The sequence below is a fragment of the Chryseobacterium sp. G0201 genome (assembly GCF_003815655.1).
Lineage (GTDB): Bacteria > Bacteroidota > Bacteroidia > Flavobacteriales > Weeksellaceae > Chryseobacterium.
The window spans coordinates 4,547,564-4,564,964 of the sequence record NZ_CP033917.1 but is presented as its reverse complement, the minus strand read 5'-3'; the positions used below and the strand labels follow the sequence as shown (position 1 = coordinate 4,564,964).

Annotated in this window: 18 protein-coding genes and 1 pseudogene; 12 read left to right on the top strand and 7 right to left on the bottom strand. The window is 38.0% G+C overall.

Annotated elements, in window-relative coordinates:
* The gene (locus EG348_RS20440; RefSeq protein WP_123984776.1) at positions 1 to 1,023 is read left to right on the top strand and encodes a Gfo/Idh/MocA family oxidoreductase; all 1,023 of its coding nucleotides are present in this window, start codon (positions 1 to 3) and stop codon (positions 1,021 to 1,023) included.
* Between the two features lie 5 nt (positions 1,024 to 1,028).
* On the opposite strand, the gene EG348_RS20435 is transcribed toward EG348_RS20440, so the two are convergent.
* The gene (locus EG348_RS20435) at positions 1,029 to 1,943 is read right to left on the bottom strand and encodes a helix-turn-helix domain-containing protein (RefSeq protein ID WP_164463328.1); all 915 of its coding nucleotides are present in this window, start codon (positions 1,941 to 1,943) and stop codon (positions 1,029 to 1,031) included.
* A gap of 159 nt (positions 1,944 to 2,102) precedes the next feature.
* On the opposite strand from EG348_RS20435, the gene panB reads away from it, so the two are divergent.
* From panB to EG348_RS20395, 9 genes are all read left to right on the top strand, one after another.
* Complete coding sequence (panB, locus tag EG348_RS20430) at positions 2,103 to 2,948, top strand: 3-methyl-2-oxobutanoate hydroxymethyltransferase (RefSeq protein ID WP_123984774.1); 846 nt, start codon at positions 2,103 to 2,105, stop codon at positions 2,946 to 2,948.
* A gap of 110 nt (positions 2,949 to 3,058) precedes the next feature.
* Positions 3,059 to 3,730, top strand: a complete 672-nt coding sequence (locus EG348_RS20425) for a YceI family protein (RefSeq protein WP_123984773.1) — start codon at positions 3,059 to 3,061, stop codon at positions 3,728 to 3,730.
* A 51-nt stretch (positions 3,731 to 3,781) separates the two neighbouring features.
* Positions 3,782 to 4,657, top strand: coding sequence for an SDR family NAD(P)-dependent oxidoreductase (locus EG348_RS20420; protein ID WP_228414803.1), 876 nt, complete (start codon positions 3,782 to 3,784; stop codon positions 4,655 to 4,657).
* 134 nt (positions 4,658 to 4,791) lie between these two features.
* Positions 4,792 to 5,400 (top strand): Crp/Fnr family transcriptional regulator, encoded by a 609-nt coding sequence (locus EG348_RS20415; RefSeq protein ID WP_228414802.1) that lies wholly within the window; start codon positions 4,792 to 4,794, stop codon positions 5,398 to 5,400.
* A gap of 33 nt (positions 5,401 to 5,433) precedes the next feature.
* On the top strand, positions 5,434 to 5,730 hold the full coding sequence (locus EG348_RS21970; protein ID WP_228414801.1) for an AraC family ligand binding domain-containing protein: 297 nt from the start codon (positions 5,434 to 5,436) through the stop codon (positions 5,728 to 5,730).
* Positions 5,711 to 6,301, top strand: a complete 591-nt coding sequence (locus EG348_RS20410) for a helix-turn-helix domain-containing protein (RefSeq protein ID WP_228414800.1) — start codon at positions 5,711 to 5,713, stop codon at positions 6,299 to 6,301. The genes EG348_RS21970 and EG348_RS20410 overlap by 20 nt, the downstream gene beginning before the upstream one ends.
* 75 nt (positions 6,302 to 6,376) lie before the next feature.
* Positions 6,377 to 7,552, top strand: a complete 1,176-nt coding sequence (locus EG348_RS20405) for an iron-containing alcohol dehydrogenase (protein WP_123984772.1) — start codon at positions 6,377 to 6,379, stop codon at positions 7,550 to 7,552.
* 133 nt (positions 7,553 to 7,685) lie between these two features.
* Positions 7,686 to 8,174, top strand: coding sequence for a YybH family protein (locus EG348_RS20400; RefSeq protein ID WP_123984771.1), 489 nt, complete (start codon positions 7,686 to 7,688; stop codon positions 8,172 to 8,174).
* A 132-nt stretch (positions 8,175 to 8,306) separates the two neighbouring features.
* Positions 8,307 to 8,930 (top strand): hypothetical protein, encoded by a 624-nt coding sequence (locus tag EG348_RS20395; protein ID WP_123984770.1) that lies wholly within the window; start codon positions 8,307 to 8,309, stop codon positions 8,928 to 8,930.
* Positions 8,931 to 9,002: 72 nt separating this feature from the next.
* On the opposite strand, the gene EG348_RS20390 is transcribed toward EG348_RS20395, so the two are convergent.
* The 4 genes from EG348_RS20390 to EG348_RS20375 form a co-directional block, all read right to left on the bottom strand.
* Positions 9,003 to 9,668 (bottom strand): alpha/beta hydrolase, encoded by a 666-nt coding sequence (locus EG348_RS20390; protein WP_123984769.1) that lies wholly within the window; start codon positions 9,666 to 9,668, stop codon positions 9,003 to 9,005.
* A gap of 68 nt (positions 9,669 to 9,736) precedes the next feature.
* Positions 9,737 to 10,627: a 4,5-DOPA dioxygenase extradiol gene (ygiD, locus tag EG348_RS20385; RefSeq protein ID WP_185145488.1), complete on the bottom strand. Its 891-nt coding sequence runs from the start codon at positions 10,625 to 10,627 to the stop codon at positions 9,737 to 9,739.
* A 21-nt stretch (positions 10,628 to 10,648) separates the two neighbouring features.
* Positions 10,649 to 11,215: an ester cyclase gene (locus EG348_RS20380; RefSeq protein ID WP_228414799.1), complete on the bottom strand. Its 567-nt coding sequence runs from the start codon at positions 11,213 to 11,215 to the stop codon at positions 10,649 to 10,651.
* Positions 11,216 to 11,299: 84 nt separating this feature from the next.
* Positions 11,300 to 12,112 carry a helix-turn-helix transcriptional regulator gene (locus tag EG348_RS20375; RefSeq protein WP_228414798.1) on the bottom strand — a complete coding sequence of 271 codons (813 nt, stop codon included), beginning with the start codon at positions 12,110 to 12,112 and terminating at the stop codon, positions 11,300 to 11,302.
* A 193-nt stretch (positions 12,113 to 12,305) separates the two neighbouring features.
* Here EG348_RS20375 and EG348_RS22115 point away from each other — a divergent pair.
* A pseudogene (locus EG348_RS22115) lies at positions 12,306 to 13,093 on the top strand (SDR family oxidoreductase).
* Positions 13,094 to 13,169: 76 nt separating this feature from the next.
* Here EG348_RS22115 and EG348_RS20365 read toward each other — a convergent pair.
* A complete protein-coding gene (locus EG348_RS20365) occupies positions 13,170 to 14,897 on the bottom strand; it encodes a glycosyl hydrolase family 95 catalytic domain-containing protein (protein WP_228414797.1) in 1,728 nt (575 codons plus the stop codon).
* Positions 14,898 to 15,635: a glycoside hydrolase N-terminal domain-containing protein gene (locus EG348_RS21965; protein WP_228414796.1), complete on the bottom strand. Its 738-nt coding sequence runs from the start codon at positions 15,633 to 15,635 to the stop codon at positions 14,898 to 14,900. It lies immediately after the preceding gene.
* Between the two features lie 434 nt (positions 15,636 to 16,069).
* Between EG348_RS21965 and EG348_RS20360 the strand changes: the two genes are divergently transcribed.
* A complete protein-coding gene (locus tag EG348_RS20360) occupies positions 16,070 to 17,398 on the top strand; it encodes a TolC family protein (protein WP_123984767.1) in 1,329 nt (442 codons plus the stop codon).
* The last annotated feature ends 3 nt before the right edge of the window (positions 17,399 to 17,401 follow it).

The following is a 17,401-nucleotide window of genomic DNA, read 5'->3' as shown; positions in this document are numbered from 1 at the left end:
ATGACGCATCAAATTATCAAAGCAGGAGTTTTAACTTTCGGAAAATCGGGAAGTGCTTTTCATACACCATTTCTTAACGCCCATCAGGGTTTTGAACTAAAAGCGATTGTTGAACGCAATCATAAAAAAGCACAAACGATATATCCCGACATCATAAGCTATGATTCTGTGGAGGAGATTTTGAATGACGGATCGATCGATCTTGTAGTTGTCAATTCTCCGGATCATCTTCATTTTGAACACGCCAAAGCAGCTTTGTTGGCTGGTAAACACGTTCTGCTTGAAAAACCGGCTACCATCATAAGCTCGGAGATCAAGAAATTGTTCTATCTTGCTGAAGCGGAACAAAGACATTTGCTTCTTTATCAAAACAGAAGATACGATACGGATTTTTTGACTGTTAAGAGAGTGGTAGAAAGTGGACGTTTGGGAAAACTGAAGGAAGTGCATTTCAGATATGATTTTAATTTGCACAAAGATCAGATAGCACAGATGCCGACGTCTCAGCATAAAGGAGGTGATATCGTTTATGGCTTGGGACCTCATATTTTGGACCAGATCATCAGTTTATTTGGAATACCTCTGAATGTGGTTAAAACAACATCAAAAACCGTCAATCCACATATCATCGATTTTTTCAGTTACGTTTTTAAATTTCCCGAAGACCTGACTGTCTTTGCAAGTTCAAATCTTTCAACGGCAGATAGCGAACCTGCGTTTAAGCTGAGAGGAACCAAAGGAAGCTTCATCAAAAACAGAAGCGATATTCAGGAAGATCAACTGCTGAAAGGAACAAGTCCAAAGGATGAATTTTATGCATTAGAAAATCAAAATGATGGATTGTTGACAACGCTAGACACTGAAGGAAATAAGATTGAAGAATTCATCAACACTTCAAAAAGTACCTATATGAAACTCTTCGATGATGTCTATGATCAAATTGTTTATTCAAAGGAGTATCCAGTAAAAAATGAAGAGGTCATTTTTCAAATCGAACTTTTAGAAAGGGAAAATGATTTTTAGAAAGATCAAGTGGTGACCTCATAAAGCTGCTTGCGGTAATTGTTTGGAGAAATCCCGGAATATTGCTTGAAAAACTTACTGAAGTGAAACTGGTTTTCAAAGTTCAGATGATCTGCGATCTGTTTTACGGGCAGCGCTTTGTTATCTAACAAAACTTTGGCTTCCAAAACCACCATTTCTGTGATAAACTGCCGCGCTGTCTTTCCAGTTTTCTTCTTGAGAAGCTGCGAGAGATACTTTTCATTAATGGACAATTTCTCAGAATAGAACGTAACTTCTCTGCTGGTGAGATAAAATTCTGATAGTAGTTTAATGAATTTGTAAATGAGCGTGTTCGAGTAATCCTGGTCAGTCTCCATCTCATCATAATAAGTTTTTACTTTGAGTAGGATCGACTTGAAGACATTTTTGACCATTTCAGAATGAAGTTCCTGGTCATCTTTCCGCTCCTGAAGTTCTGCCATAATTTTGATCAGATCAATGAGTAGCTTCTTATCATTTCCGTGGATAGTTCTGTAGGATGGTAGGCCTTCTCTTATAAAATTGGCAACATTAAAATATTTTCCTAAAATCCCAGAGGTCTTCAAAAAATCAGGCGTGAAGAGGAGAGAAATGAAATGGGTCTCATTATTTTCCCATTTGAACTGTCTGATCGCAGAAGGCGGAATAATAATAACACCATTCTCTTTCAACTGATATTCCAGAAGGTTGACTTTCAAAGTTAAGAGGCCTTTGATGATAAAGATGATGGAGAAATGTCCTGAGCGAAAAGGCTTGTTCTCAAAAATTTCCGAATCGTACTTCAAAGAGTAATAAATGATCAGATCGGAATCATTTATTTCCAATCCAATATTTTTGCTGATCTCAGAAAGTTCAAGTTCTTTGATTTCAAGCTCTTGATTTGATTTTACCGTGGTCACTATGCAGCTTTTAACAAATATAAAAATCTTTATCTTACTTTTAGATATATGTTGCTTTCTTTTTTCTATGTGATAGACTAATAAGCAATGCGACCTTTGTGAATTCACTTTGTTACCAAAGATCATCAACCAGCTAATATCTATTCATATACAAAAGAAATGTCAATAAATAAAGCAACAGCCAAAGGTAAGGTTACCGTCCAGGTTTTCAGAAAAATGAAGGAAAAAGGACTGAAAATAAGTATGTTGACCGCTTACGATTATACTATTGCAAAATTGGTCGACCAGGCAGGTATTGATGCCATCCTTGTTGGAGATTCTGCCGGTAATGTGATGGCTGGTTATGAAACTACTTTGAGCGTAACGCTCGACGAAATTATTTATCACGCCAAGTCTGTAAAAAGAGCGGTGAAGAATGCGCTTATTGTTGTCGATATGCCTTTCGGAACGTGTTCCGGGGACCCGATAGATTCCTTGCACAACGCCATCAGAATTATGAGAGAGACCGGAGCTGAAGCTTTGAAAATAGAAGGCGGAGAGGAGCTGTTGCCCGACATCAAAAAAATAATTGCCGCTGGAATTCCTGTGATGGGACATCTCGGTCTGATGCCTCAGTCGGTACATCAATATGGCGGATTCGGGTTGCGTGCAAAATCTGAAATGGAAGCGCAAAAACTTAAAAATGATGCTGCACTTTTAGAGGAAGCAGGATGTTTTGCCGTTACATTGGAAAAAGTTCCTGCAGCTTTGGCAGAAGAAATCGCTCTGTCGTTGAGGATTCCGGTTATCGGGATCGGTGCAGGTTCGCAGGTTGACGGTCAGGTTTTGGTCGTTCACGATATGCTCGGATTGAATCAGGAATTCTTGCCAAAGTTCGTACGCAAATATGCAGAATTGGGAGATACCGTTAAGAAAGCTATAAATGATTATATTCTTGATGTTAAAAACAGCGATTTTCCATCTGCCAGCGAGTCGTACGAAAATCCGACCAAAGAAGTTGTCTGATTTTAAGCAGGCAATTACTCAAAATCACAATCATTCTTCCGATAAGTGTAATTTTTCGGACGCCGTTTTTTTGGAAATTTGCAGTATAATTAATTAAAAATAATTTCAAAATGAAAAAATTAAGCATTATCGCATTGGCAGGAGTAGGTTTACTTCTTGCTTCTTGTAACAAAAATTCTACCCAAACGCCTTCTCAGGAGCAGCAGGTTGCTGAAAAGCAAGGAGATGTTTTTGCTGTTGATACTACATCTTCAGTCGTGAATTGGAAAGCATTTCACAAAGGTGGATTTGCACCAAGATGGGGAACACTTTCGGTATCATCAGGAGAATTGTCTTTAGCTGACGGACAGCTGAATGCTGGAGAATTTGTAATCGATATGAAATCATTGAAAGTTGACCCTGCTTCTGTTACCGAAAAAGATAAAAACTATGCAGAATTGGAAGGGCATTTGAAAAGTGCAGACTTCTTTGATGTAGAAAAAAATCCGACTGCGGAATTTAAAGTGACCAAAGTTGAAGACTTGGCTGCGGCTACAACCGATGCTGTGGAAGGTGCCAACAAAACCATCAGTGGTAACCTTACTTTACAAGGTAAGACCTTAAATGTGTCTTTTCCTGCTAATGTACAGGTTGCTGACAAAACAGTTTCTGTGAAAGCTAAATTAACAGTGAACCGTACTGATTGGGGAATTAAATTTGGGACAACTGAAGCAGATCCTGCAGAATGGATGATCAGCAAAGATATTGAAATAGGGGTCGACGTAAAAGCAACAAAACCTTAAGAGAAAATTACCAATCTTATACTAGTTTAAGATAAATTCTTCAACTATGTTATGGGTATATCTTCTGTTTTTAGTGGAACTTTGGAAAGTACACTTCATACAGAAGATGTACGCTTTAATAATAAAATTAAAATGGATTTACAGTTAAAAGGAAAGAAAGCTCTGGTCACAGGTTCAACAGGCGGAATTGGTTTCGGGATCGCACTGGGACTTCTTCGTGAAGGTGCCACCGTTTATATCAATGGAAGAACAGATGAGAAAATCAATGAGGCGATTACCAGGCTGAAAACTGAAGTTCCCGATGCTGTTGTGGAAGGAATCGCTGCAGATTTCTCAAAGGTTTCTGAAGTTAATGATTTGATCAAAGCGTTGCCCGAAATCGATATTTTGGTCAATAATGTTGGCGTTTACGGCGATCAGCCTTTTGAAACAACAGGTGACTCAGAATGGCTCAATGATTTTGAGGTCAATGTTCTTAGCGGCGTAAGATTATCACGTCATTATGCACCTATAATGAAGTCCAAAAATTGGGGTAGAATTATTTTTATTTCCAGTGAATCTGCCATCAACATTCCTGAAGATATGATTCTTTACGGAGTGACGAAGACGGCTTACTTAGCTTTAAGCAGAGGTCTTGCAAAATTGATGAAAGGAACAAATGTTACAATGAATGCTGTTCTTCCCGGACCAACTTTAGCCGAAGGAACAGAAAAAATGTTTGATAAAATTGCTGCAGAAAAAGGAATTTCTGTGGAGCAGGCTCAGATCGATTTTATCAAAGAAAAAAGACCTTCGTCTGTCATTGAGCGTTGGGCTACAGCGGAAGAGGTTGCAAATCTTGTCGTTTATGTAGCAAGCCCGCTATCGTCGGCTACCTCCGGTGCAGCATTGCGTGTGGATGGTGGAGTTGTAGACAGTGCTTTTTAAATTTGGATCATTTTATTGATTATTATTACATAGTGTTTCGAAAGGTATCTGGGCTCAGATGCCTTTCGATTTTTGAAACTTTCAGATATAGCTAGTCTATAAAATAATATCTTTACATTAATAAAAAAGACAGATTGAAAAAAGATCAAAATTTAGAAAGCCCATTGGATGTATTGATCAGCAGTTTTAACAATTCTTTCCCTTTGAACGAAAAAGAGGAGGAAGAGGTTAGAAGGCTTTTTAAAAAGAAAGTACTAAAAAGAAAAGGTGCTCTGCTGCAGGAAGGCGATGTCTGCAAACATATTTCTTTTGTGGTTTCCGGGTGTTTCAAAATGTATGCCGTGGATACCAATTTCAAAGAACATAATCTGCAGTTCGCGATTGAAAATGAATGGATCGCAGATATCCAAAGTTTTTATGATGAGGAACCGAGCAGACTGAGCATTGAGGCTTTGGAACCGTCGGTCGTTCTTCAGATCACTCACGAAGACCTGCTTTATTTATATATCAATTATCATAAGTTTGACAGAAATTTCAGGATCATCAACGAAAGAAAATTTATCAATTTTCAGGACAGGATATTACAAAGTATCAGTTTTACGGCTGAGGAAAGATATCTTAATTTTCAACGAGATTTCCCTGAATTGATCAAAAGATTACCAAACACACAGATTGCTTCCTATCTGGGAATCACCTCAGAATTTTTAAGTAAAGTGAGGAAAAATATCGTCAAAAAGAAATGACCTTGCTAACGATTAATGATTAAAATTTAGAATTTGGAACGTTTAGAAATAAAAAAAAATATACAAAAACCAGAAGATCAGAATTTATCTTTCAGGGTTTTTGATCTGAATCAATCGAATCTTAAAGATTATCTTGAACCTCATAAAAAAGATCACTTTTGTATTCTGATGGTAGAATCAGGAGGGCTTGGGCTTCAAATCGAAGATCAGACCTTCAAACTCAATTCAGGTAAAATCTCGATCATATTTCCCGAACAGATTTCTTTTATCACTTCAGTTTCCTCAGATATCTCCGGTAAAATTATTTTGTTTGAGGAAATTCTTTTCTGATATTCTTAAAAATGAATTGCTTTCTTATAATGTTGATCTGGCGACTCATCTCAATTGTGTCTTTCTATCACCGTTAGAATTTGAAAAGTCAAAGAAGCTCGCCGTTGATATTGAGAACGTTTATCTTGACCCAAGTCTTGTCCGAAAAGAGCAGGCTCGTTTTTATATCAAAATTTTCCTTCTTGGATTAATTGAGTTGGTTCACGGTCAGCATCCTGTTTTACAGCACGAAACAGATAAAAATTTATATATTCGATTTAAAAAAATGCTTAATGAACGCTATAAAACTGAACGAACTGTGCAGTATTACGCTTCAAAATTGGCAATCACTACCAAGAAACTGAACAATATTACGAAGAAGCATTGTGATGAAACAGCGATCAATGCAATTCATAACCGTATTCTTCAGGAAATCAAAAGATTATTATTGTTTTCTGACCTTTCCCACAAGCAGATTTCATTGGAATTGGGATTCAGTTCGCCTTCTGCATTGAATAAATTCGTAAAGACCAAATTAAAGGAAACACCGACCGAGCTTCAGGAAGAACTGGCTCAAATTTATAACAGATAGACCCAATTGTATAACACCTCGCTTTCTGCCTGATCTACCTTTGTACTATAATTTTAAAGTAAAATATAATACAGAATGAGCAAGTTATTTATTGCAGGAGAAGTATTCCACGGTGCGGGAAGTCTCGAAGAATTAAAAAATATCAAAGGTGAAAAAGCAGTCTTGGTGACTGGAGGAAGCTCGATGAAAAAAAGCGGGACTTTAGATAAAGCAGTAGCTTATCTGAATGAAGCGGGAATAGAAACCAAGATCTATGAAGGAGTAGAAGAAGATCCGTCATCAGAAACCTGTTTCAAAGGTGCGGAAATGATGAAAGAATTTCAGCCTGATTGGATCGTTGGTATTGGTGGTTGCTCAGCAATCGATGCAGCAAAAATGATGTGGGTTTTCTATGAATATCCGGACGCAGATTTTGAAGCGATGATCAAACCTTTCAGTGTTCCGACACTGCGCCAGAAAGCAAAATTTATCGCAATTCCTTCTACAAGCGGAACAGGAACTGAAACTACAGGTCTTGCCGTGATCACAGACCGTGAAAAAGGCGTGAAATATCCAATCGTTTCTTACGAATTGACACCAGATGTTGCAATTATCGACGGCGAGATCTGCGCATCTATGCCGGCTAACGTTACCTCGAACACAGGATTGGATGCCTTGACGCATTGTGTGGAAGCTTATGTTTCAAACATCGACAATAATTTTGCAGATGCATTGTCCAAAGGTGGTTTAAAAATCGTTTTTGACAATCTGAAAGAAGCGGTACAAAATCCAACTAATATCGCGGCCCGTCAGAATATGCACGATGCATCTTTTATGGGAGGTTTAGCTTTCAACAACGCTTGGTTAGGAATTGTACATTCATTATCTCACCAGGTGGGAGCTTTGTTTGGCGTTCCTCACGGTGCTTGTAACGCGATCTTCTTACCGAATGTCATTCGTTTTAATGAGAAAGAAAGCAATCGTTTTCCAGATTTGGCTAAAGTGATCGGTAAAGAAACCACTGAAGAGTTAGCACAGGCGATTGAAACTTTGCGATCTGAAGTTAACAATCAGTCTGCGATCAAAGAATTCGGGATCTCTCGTGAAGACTGGGATAAAAATCTTGACTTTATGGCAAACAATGCATTTTTAGACCCTTGTACAGGTTTCAATCCAAGAAAACCAACAGTTGAGGAATTGAAAGATATTTATAATGCTTGTTATGAAGGTCTTGTTTATTCTGAAGAAAAAGTTTTGAATGTAGCTTTGTAATTTGATTTAAGACAAAAATATTGTCGATTTGTTGGGAACCCTTAAACTAGTTTAAGGGTTTTTCTTAAGCTTGTTTATGGAGTTCTGTGAATCATTAATACTAGTTTTGTTTCAATATTTAATTATAAAAATTATGAAAAAAACAGCAATTACTGCACTTGCAGTGTTCGCACTTTCAATGGGATTCTCATCCACAACGAATGCACAAAAACAAAATACTAAAGCAGTTTCTGTAAAATCAACTTCAGAGAAAGCAGATGTTGAAAAGCTTGTGAAAGATTACTTTGCAGCTTTAAACAGTTCAGACGCTTCCAAAGTTGTGTCCCTATTCACAGCAGATGGTGTTCTCTTGGCTCCTGGTGCGCCAACAGCAACGGGTTCTGAGCAGGTAAAAGGAACGTTCCAATATGTGTTTGATAATTTTAAATACAGCTTGAACGTTACGATTGGCGAGGTTGTTGTTGATAAAGATTACGCATTTGTAGCTTCTACTTCCAAAGGTTCTTTTGTTGTCAAATCAAGCAACCAAACGGTTGAGGATGATTTCAGGGAAACTTTTGTCCTGAAAAAAGTGAGCGGACAATGGAAAATCGCAAGATATATGTACAATAAATCAAAATAAACAAATGAGCTGGGAATATTTTCCGGCTTTTTTAAAACTAAAATTATGACAAAAATTAATTTAATTAGTCATCAGCGGAATATCCGATGGACATTCTTAAGCCTATTAATAACCATAATTTTAACCTCAAACATGTCTGCACAGAAGATTAACCTTGAAGAAAATAATCTGACAGCTGTTCAGACTTCAGTTTCAATAGAAAAAATTGACGGGAAGAAAGCAGTGAAAGTTATTAAGTCTAAATCGGTTGTGAAAGATGATGAGGCAACTTACGCCAGAATCAACGATTTGCAATTCAAAGATGGAGTGATCGAGGTGGAAGTCCTTTCAAGATTGCTTCCGGATGCGCCGGAGCACGCCAGAGGATTTATCGGTCTGGCTTTTAGAATTAACGAAGACAATTCGAAATTTGAAAGTATCTACATCAGACCTACCAATGGAATGACCGATGACCAGCTGAGAAGAAACAGAAGCATCCAGTATTTTTCTTATCCTGATTTTAAATTTACCGATTCAAGAAAATCAGCACCTGGCGTTTACGAAACGTATGCCGATATGGCCTTGAATCGCTGGATAAAACTTAAAATTGAAGTAAAAGGTAAGCAAGCGAAATTATTTATAGACAATGCGAAACAACCGAATTTGATTGTAAACGACCTGAAAATGGGTGCAGACCAATCCGGTTTTGTAGGGCTTTTTGTGGATATAGGAACGGAAGGTTTTTTTAGAAATTTAAAAATTTATCCGGCTCAATAAAAGAAAGTTATATGTTAAAAAAAACAGGAACAATATTTAAATCGCTCCTGTTTTTTTATTTATAATAAAAATTTATTTCGACTGATTGGAAAGCCAATTCACGACGTCACCCAACATCTGCTGATTGATAGTATGGTCTTCCGGATATTGATGAAACTCCGGCTGTAAACCTTTGCTGTGAAGATAATCAACGGCGTCTGTCGCGTATCCAAATTTCAAAACAGAATCGTGTGTTCCGTGCGAAACAAAGATGTTCAGTTTTTTCAGTCTTTCATCAGATACGATCAATGGTTTTACTTCCGAAAGTAATCTTCCGCTCATTACGGCAATTCCTTTTATTTTCTCAGGTTCGGTTAATGCCACACTATAGCTCATAATTCCACCCTGACTGAATCCCATCAGATACACCTGCTCTTCATCGAAATCCTCCACGTTTTTCAAATCATCGATGAACTGTATGATTTCTTTTCTTGAATTTTCCGCCTGCTCTTCATTGATGATCGAACGGTCCGGCATAATCTGCGCCTGAAACCACGCGTAGCCGTTGGGTCTCAAAGTTAAAGGTCCTCTCGCTGAAACTACCAAAAAGTTGTCCGGAAGCGAATCTGCAAAAGAAAACATATTCTGCTCATTGCTTCCAACACCGTGCATCAAAATAACCAATGGTGGTTTCTCCGTTTTTATTTTAGGTTGTCTAACGACGTAATGTATGCTAGGTTTTTTGTTTTTTGTTATCATTTTAAAACTTAAACTAATTAAAATTATGGACGCTACAAAAGTAAACGCCCAAACATATTTTGTTTTTATCACGCTTTATCGATCTTTACCGACATCATATTCAGTGAACCTGCCACCAGACCGTCATTGAAAATGGTCGCCTTTTCATCTTTTTCCTGCAAGCCCAATGTGTAGAGCAGAGGCAGATAATGCTCAGGCGTCGGGATAGACATTTGAACTTCTTTTCCCAACTGGTCATATTTGATCAAGGATTTGTGGTCGCCGTCTGTGATGAGGTTTTTCAATTTTTCGTTTGCGGTTGTTGCCCAGTCAAAAGCATATCCCGGAACCATCATTTTATCCCAAACCGCCATTCTCAGATTGTGAATGGTATTACCACTTCCAATAATTAGAACGCCTTTTCTTCTCAATGCTGAAAGTTCTTTTCCTAAAGCATAATGATATTCGGGACCTTTGGTATAGTCCATACTCATTTCGATGACAGGAATATCTGCGTTGGGATAAAGAAATTTTACAACCGTCCAACATCCGTGGTCAAGCCCCCAGTCCTCATTCAATCCAACTTGTGTTGAAGTGATGAGTTTCTGTGTTTCCAAAGCCAGATCCGGACTTCCCGGCGCTGGATATTGAACATCAAACAATGCCTGAGGAAATCCGCCAAAATCGTGAATGGTCTGTGGCTGCTGCATTGCGGTCACAAATGTTCCTCTTGTTTCCCAGTGTGCAGAGATACAGAGAATCGCTCTCGGCTTAGGTAAAGTCTTTGCGACAGCCTGAAAACCCTGCGTAAAGATGTTGTCATCGATCGCATTCATCGGGTTTCCGTGTCCCAGAAAAAGTACAGGCATCCGTTCTGTGGGAGCCATATGGTCTGTTAAACTGTGCAATGTATTGAGTTTCATCGCAGCGGCTCCAAGTGGTAAAAGTGCCATAGCTTTTAAAAAATCTTTTCTTTTCATAAAAACCTGTTACCAGATCAATTATTTGTTCATAATTTGGTCCATATAAGACTTGTTGTCCCAGAATAAGTATTCTTCGCTCATTGTTCCGTCTGTATTCCAGATTCCGATGGTTGCCATTGGAAGTTTGAATTTTTTACCTGTTGGCTGGATGAATGTTCCGTCTCCAAGCGGCATCGGTTTTGTGAAAGTTCCTTCCATATATCCCATTACGGCAGTCATATTTCCGCTTCCCAATTTCAACGGGTGTTCTTTGATTCTTGTGTCCGGTGCGTAAACAAACATTGCATCCAATGTTTTGATGTGTTGCTCGATTCCTTTTTCGGTGTGTCCGTCTGGGAAATGCACCAGGATATCTTTGGCGTGGCTTTCGTGAAGTCTAGTCCAGTCTCTGTTGCTGAAAACGGTGTAATCCAAAGTATCAAAAGTCGCTAGGTTTTTAGCGATGATTTCGTTGGAAGCTGCTAATTCTTTAATTTGTTTCAAAGCTTTATCAGATTCAGCTGATCTTTTAGTTTGTGCGTTGGCTGTGAACATTGTTACGAATGCTGCAGCGATTAATCCTTTTGTTAAGAATGATGTTTTCATTTTTTGTTTGTTTAAAATTATGGTACAAATTTCCGAAACAAACAGGATGAAGAGATAACACAATTCAGAAGAATAGTTGTGATTTTAGGAAATGATTTTAGCCATTTCCTTTCGATACTCCGAAGGTGTGAAGCCGGATTTCTTTTTAAAAGCGTGTGTAAAATAGGTTTTTTCATTAAAGCCAAGCTCATACCCAATCTCTGCAATCGTCTTGTCGGTCGTGATCAATAGATTTTTGGCTTCCGTCAGTTTTCTGGTTTCAATGATCTCTGAAACACTTTGATGCAAAATATCCTGACAGATGAGATTCAAGTTTCTCGTACTCATAAAAAGCTTTTCAGCGTAGAAATTGACATCTTGAGCTTCCATAAAATGTTCATCCAAAAGTTTTAAAAAATTCTTGAACGTATTGCTCTGGATTTTTTTGGATTCATCATTATTGAGATTAAGTTTTTTCCGTTCTGATTCTATGATGGTGAACAGACTGCTAAGCAATTGACGGATTACCGACAAATCAGGATTCGGTTGATTATATTCCTGAAAAATGATTTCGCAAATTGTGTTCAAACGGTCAAAACATTCATCCGTTTTCAGACAAATGTTCGCCTTGTCGTGATACGTTGAGTAGAGCTGAAAAACCGTATCAGCAATGAATTCACTTTTAAAACGGATGGCCCAGATATCACATTTTCCATCTTTTGCCAAAGGTCTCACACGATGAACTTTTCCCTGCGCAATAAAGCTGACGAAAGGGGCTTCCATTACCTGAGATTTAAAATCAATAAAATGTTCAAGCTGACCGTACTTCCCAATCAATAATTCTTCGAAATCGTGGTTGTGCGGTTCATTGTCTAACTGGCTGATTCTTTGCGATTCAGCTAAATCTATTTTGAACATTTTAAAAATGTCATTCATCCTCTTAAATTAAACAATAAATTTAATGAAATTTGCTGTACAACAATCATTATTTTGTACGGCAGTTATAGATAAATTATTCAGCCAGATTGTTCTTTTTTGAACATATGTTTTGGTAAATTTATGTCTTGATACAGTTTGATTAAAATCAACAATAGTTTAAAAATAATCCGTTATGAATATTGACCTCAAAAATAAAAACGCACTGGTCGGTGCAGCTACACAAGGAATAGGATTGGGCATTGCAATAGAACTCGCAAAATGCGGAGCCAACGTAACGATAATGGCTCGGAATGAAGAGAAACTTAAAAAATCTGTTACTGAACTTCCTGTCATTAACCAAAATCAAAAACACCAATATCTCGTTGCCGATTTTTCTGATTTGAAAGTTTTAAAACGATTATTACAGATTATTTTAAAGACAATAATATCGATATTCTGGTCAACAATACCAATGGTCCAGAGCCTGGAATGGCGGTTGATAAAGGTGTAGATGATTTTCAGAAAGCTTTTGATCTGCTGTTCAAAACCGTTTGTGAGACGACCGCTTTGGCTCTACCTTATATGATAGAACAGAAAAACGGACGTATCATCAACGTTTCCTCTTTATCTGTGAAAGAATCCATCAATAATTTGGTTCTGTCAAATTCTATCCGTTCCGCGGTGGCGGCCTGGTCGAAGTCTTTGTCCAATGAAGTTGCACAACATAATGTAACAATTAACAATGTTTTGACCGGCTATTTTGATACCGAAAGAATTCAGAAATTAATTAAAGTTGAATCTGAGCAAAGTGGAAAATCAAATGAAGAAATCAAAAAGGCCAGAGAAAACAAAATCCCGATGAAACGTTTGGGAAAACCTGAAGAATATGGTCATCTGGTTGCATTTTTAGCTTCAGAATATTCGGCTTATCTTACAGGAACAAGTATTCCTTTGGATGGTGGTTTGGCGAATATTTATTAGAATTGAAGACATCGTCATATTAAAAAGTCCTAGTAAAAATATTTATCAGGACTTTTATTTTAGATTGAAGATTAAATTATTTCACCTCGAAAACATAATTTTTTCCTTTTTCAGTATTAAAATCAAAAAGTTGAGTTTCTTTAACAGCGAATCCTTTCATTTCGGCTTTATCAGATTTTAAAGGTGTTTTAATGGAATTAACTTGATAATATTCGTTGGGGTTTTCACCTTTTGCGGTAATGAAATTTGTTTTCGATTTTAAATTTATATCCTTTGCAATTCTAATTCTCGCATTCCCTCCCAAAGTAGATCTGATGGTCAGTTTTGTCAGCTTGGAATTTTTCCAGTCCATATCGATTTCAAAACCGCCTCTTGCTTTCAATCCTTTCACTGAGCCGTTTGGTAAAGCATCTGGAAGGGCAGGCAAAAGATAAAGATAGCCGTCATAACTTTGCAACAACATTTCAGCAATTCCGGAAGTACAACCAAAATTCCCATCGATTTGAAAGGGCGGATGTGCATCCAAAAGATTAGGATAAGTTCCTCCTGATTGTCCTTTGGTTTCCATCGGAGCTGGCGTCAACTGGTCTGAAATCAATTTAAAAGCACGGTTTCCATCAAGCAATCTTGCCCACCAGTTTACCTTCCATCCCATCGACCAACCTGTGGATTTGTCGCCACGGTAAATCATTGAATTCTTTGCTGCTTCCGCCAAATTTGCATTTCTGAATGGAGAAATCTGTCCGGAAGGAAAAAGCCCATAAAGATGAGAAATATGCCTGTGTTTATCATCCGTTCGATCCATATCGGTAAGCCATTCCTGCAACTGGGCGTGCTGTCCAATCTGCATTGGAGGAAGTTTGCCTAAGGCCAATTTTATTTCATCCGAAAGACCTTTGTCCTGATTTAAGGCTTTAGAAGCATTGATGAAATTATTAAACACATCGAACACCAACTGGTTGTCCATCGTGGTTCCTGCAGTGATGCTTACATTCTTAAAGTATTTATTTTCAGGAGACATTGATGGCGACACCACGAGATATTTTTTCGAAGGGTCTTGTTGAAGAACATCCAAATAAAATAGCGCACTGCCTTTCAAAGCTTCGTAGTTTTTCTTTAGAAATTCTTTATCTCCGGTATACAGATAATGGTTCCAGACGTGTTGGGTCAGCCACGCGCCGCCCATTGGCCACATTCCGTAGAAACCACCGTCCACAACGCCGGTAATCCTCCAAAGGTCTGTGTTGTGGTGCATATTCCAGCCTCTTGCGTGGTACATTTCTTTGGCAGATTCCTGTCCGGTAACCGACAAATCCTGAATCATATCAAACAAAGGCTCGTGCATTTCGGAAAGGTTGGTGTTTTCCGCCGGCCAGTAATTCATTTCTGTGTTGATGTTCACTGTGTATTTGCTGTCCCACGCAGGATTTAATTGATAATTCCAGATTCCCTGAAGGTTTGCGGGTTGCGTTCCCTGTTGGGATGAGGAAATCAAAAGATATCTTCCAAACTGAAAATACAGAGCCACCAGATCCGGGTCACTCGCATTTCCAAACTCTTTGATTCTGACGTCCGTTGTTTTTTTCGCCTGCTCGCTTGTTCCCAAATCGAGACTTACCCGTTTGAAATATTTTTGATATTTGGCAATGTGAGCCTTGAGTTCCGCATCGTATTTTTTATTTAATGCTGATTTTAAATAGTCTGAAACTCTCGAATCAGGATTTCCGCTAAGGTCATTGTACTTTTTAAAATTAGTGTCAATGGAAACATAGATAACCACTTCATCCGCACCTGTAATATTCAATTAGTCTTTTGTCGAGGTCAGTTTTCCACCTTTTAAAACAGGAAAAGCGATGGTTTTAAAATTAATTTTCCCTGTTTTGTTATCCGCAGAGCCGCTTGTTCCATTGATGACCAATTGGTTTTTCTCAGTAAAGATTGATTTTTTCAGATGTGGGGTAGAAGCGTTGATATTGAAATTCAGACTTCCCTTTTTGCTGGAAGTTAATTTGATCATAATCACATTATCCGCAAATGACGAAAAAATTTCACGTTTGAAAGTCACACCATTGACATCATAAGAAACTGTGCTGACCGCTTTTTCGATATCTAAGCTCCGATTGTAATTTTTAAAATTTTCGTGGCCTTTAAAATCCAAAAACAAATCGCCCATCGTCTGGTATGGCATTGCGTAATTCAGATCTTTCGGAGCAGTTCTCGGGTAAGTGTTGTTGGTGAGGTCCTGCGCTTTTTCAAACTGACCTTCATTAATCAAGCGTCGAACTTTCTGAATGCTGTCGAACGTATTTTTAGGTACATTATTTCCCGGTTCACCAGCCCAAATGGTCTCTTCATTCAGTTGTAGATGTTCCTTAACTGCACCTCCAAAAACCATTGCGCCTAACTTTCCGTTGCCGATGGGCAAAGTTTCGTTCCAGTTCTCTGCCGGTTTGTTATAGTTTAATTTTAAATTTTGCTGTGCGTAAGCAGAAATCGAAATCACTGTTCCGACGATAAAAAATGCTATTTTACTTCTGGTCATTTTTTTATAAATTAAAGTTTCAATCTGCCGTCCTTTTTGAAACGACAGGATATGATTTTAAAAGTAGTGCTTTTATATGACATTAACTCATGTCTTTAATTGTATGATAAGGTTGTCTTTTTTGTTATTTCATGTTTTGATTATCAGTTTTTTATGTTAAGTAATGTGATTTTAAAACTGCAAATTTTTAATGATTTGACGCTTTTTTTAATTTATTTTAATGACCAAAAATCGCAAGGATTTCATCAAAAAGTAATCGATTACGCAGAACAATGTCATTTAATCTTACGCACGCTATAAAGTCATTATATACTGGTTTGTATAAAAAGCAGCGGGGTTCGTATAATAACTGAAATAGCAGTTATCCTTTACTTTATTTTAGCCTCATATAATACATTTCTTTCTTTTTTTAGAAGATAATAATCAAAAATTATATGAGTAAAAAAATTATTATTCTGTTTCTATTAAGTGTATGGTTAAAAACAAATGCTCAGGAGGGTTGGACACTTAAGCAATGTCTGGATTACGGATTAAAGAATAACCGTAACAATATGATCTATGCCAATGAAAAACTGGCCGCCGATGCCAAAGCAAAAGAAGTCCTTGCGGATTACCTGCCTAAAGTAAGCTTGACCTCAACATTGGATAACAACCTTAAACTACAACAAAGTGTCATCCCCGCAGGAATTTTTGGTCCCGATGAAATCAGGGTTTCGCTCACACAAAAGTATAACTCCAATTTTGTTGGACAGCTGGACCAGGTGATCTATGACCAGTCGCTCTTGATGGGATTAAAAGCCAACAAGTATAACAAGCAGCGGGCCGATCTTAATATTGAACAAAGCAATGAGGCGATCATTTACAATATAAGCATAGCCTACTTTCAGATCTTCGTCTACAATCAACAGTTGGAACTATTGGACTACAATAAAGAAACGTATCAAAGGCAGATCGAGATATACCGTTTACAGGTTGACAAAGGAGTGACCCTTCAAAAAGATCTGGACAAGGTAAATGTGGACTATAACAATACCATTTCTCAGATACGTGTTGCCCAAAGTAACCTGAAGCTGGCAGAAAACGAACTCAAATACGAAATGGGATATCCCATCAATGATCTGCTTACGGTACATGCCTCTACAGAACTGGAAACGCCATTATCCATTGAAAAAAATTCTGATAACTTTTCTCCTGCTAGTAGGATCGACTACAGATTATCCGAACTCAATATAAAGACACTGGAAATAGAACAGGCACGTATCAAGGCCGAAGGGCTTCCAAAACTTTCAGGGTATTTCCGTTACGGTGCTGTGGGCTTTGGGGACAATCTCAACGGTGCTTATGACCAATTGCTTCCTTACTCAGCAGTGGGTCTAAAGTTAAGCATCCCTATTCTTGATTTCTATAAACGCAATGCCCAGTACAAACAAGCAAAGATCAATCGCATCAATGCGGAAGAGAGCCTCAAACTGGCAGAAGGAAAGTACAGGGTAGAATACGAAAATGCATCTACCAAGCTTGTGCAGGCGCAGACCAACGTTGAAAACGATAAAAGGAATGTAGAGCTTGCGGAATCTGTCCTCAAAGTCACCGATCTGCAATTCCAGAAAGGAACCACCAATCTTACAGATTGGCTGAATACACAGAACTCACTGAGAGAAGCCCAGCATAGTTACCTCAACTCCTTATACAGTTTCTACCAAGCCCGTATTGATCTTGAAAAGGCAGCGGGAACATTAAAAACTTTTTATAACTCACTTTAGACC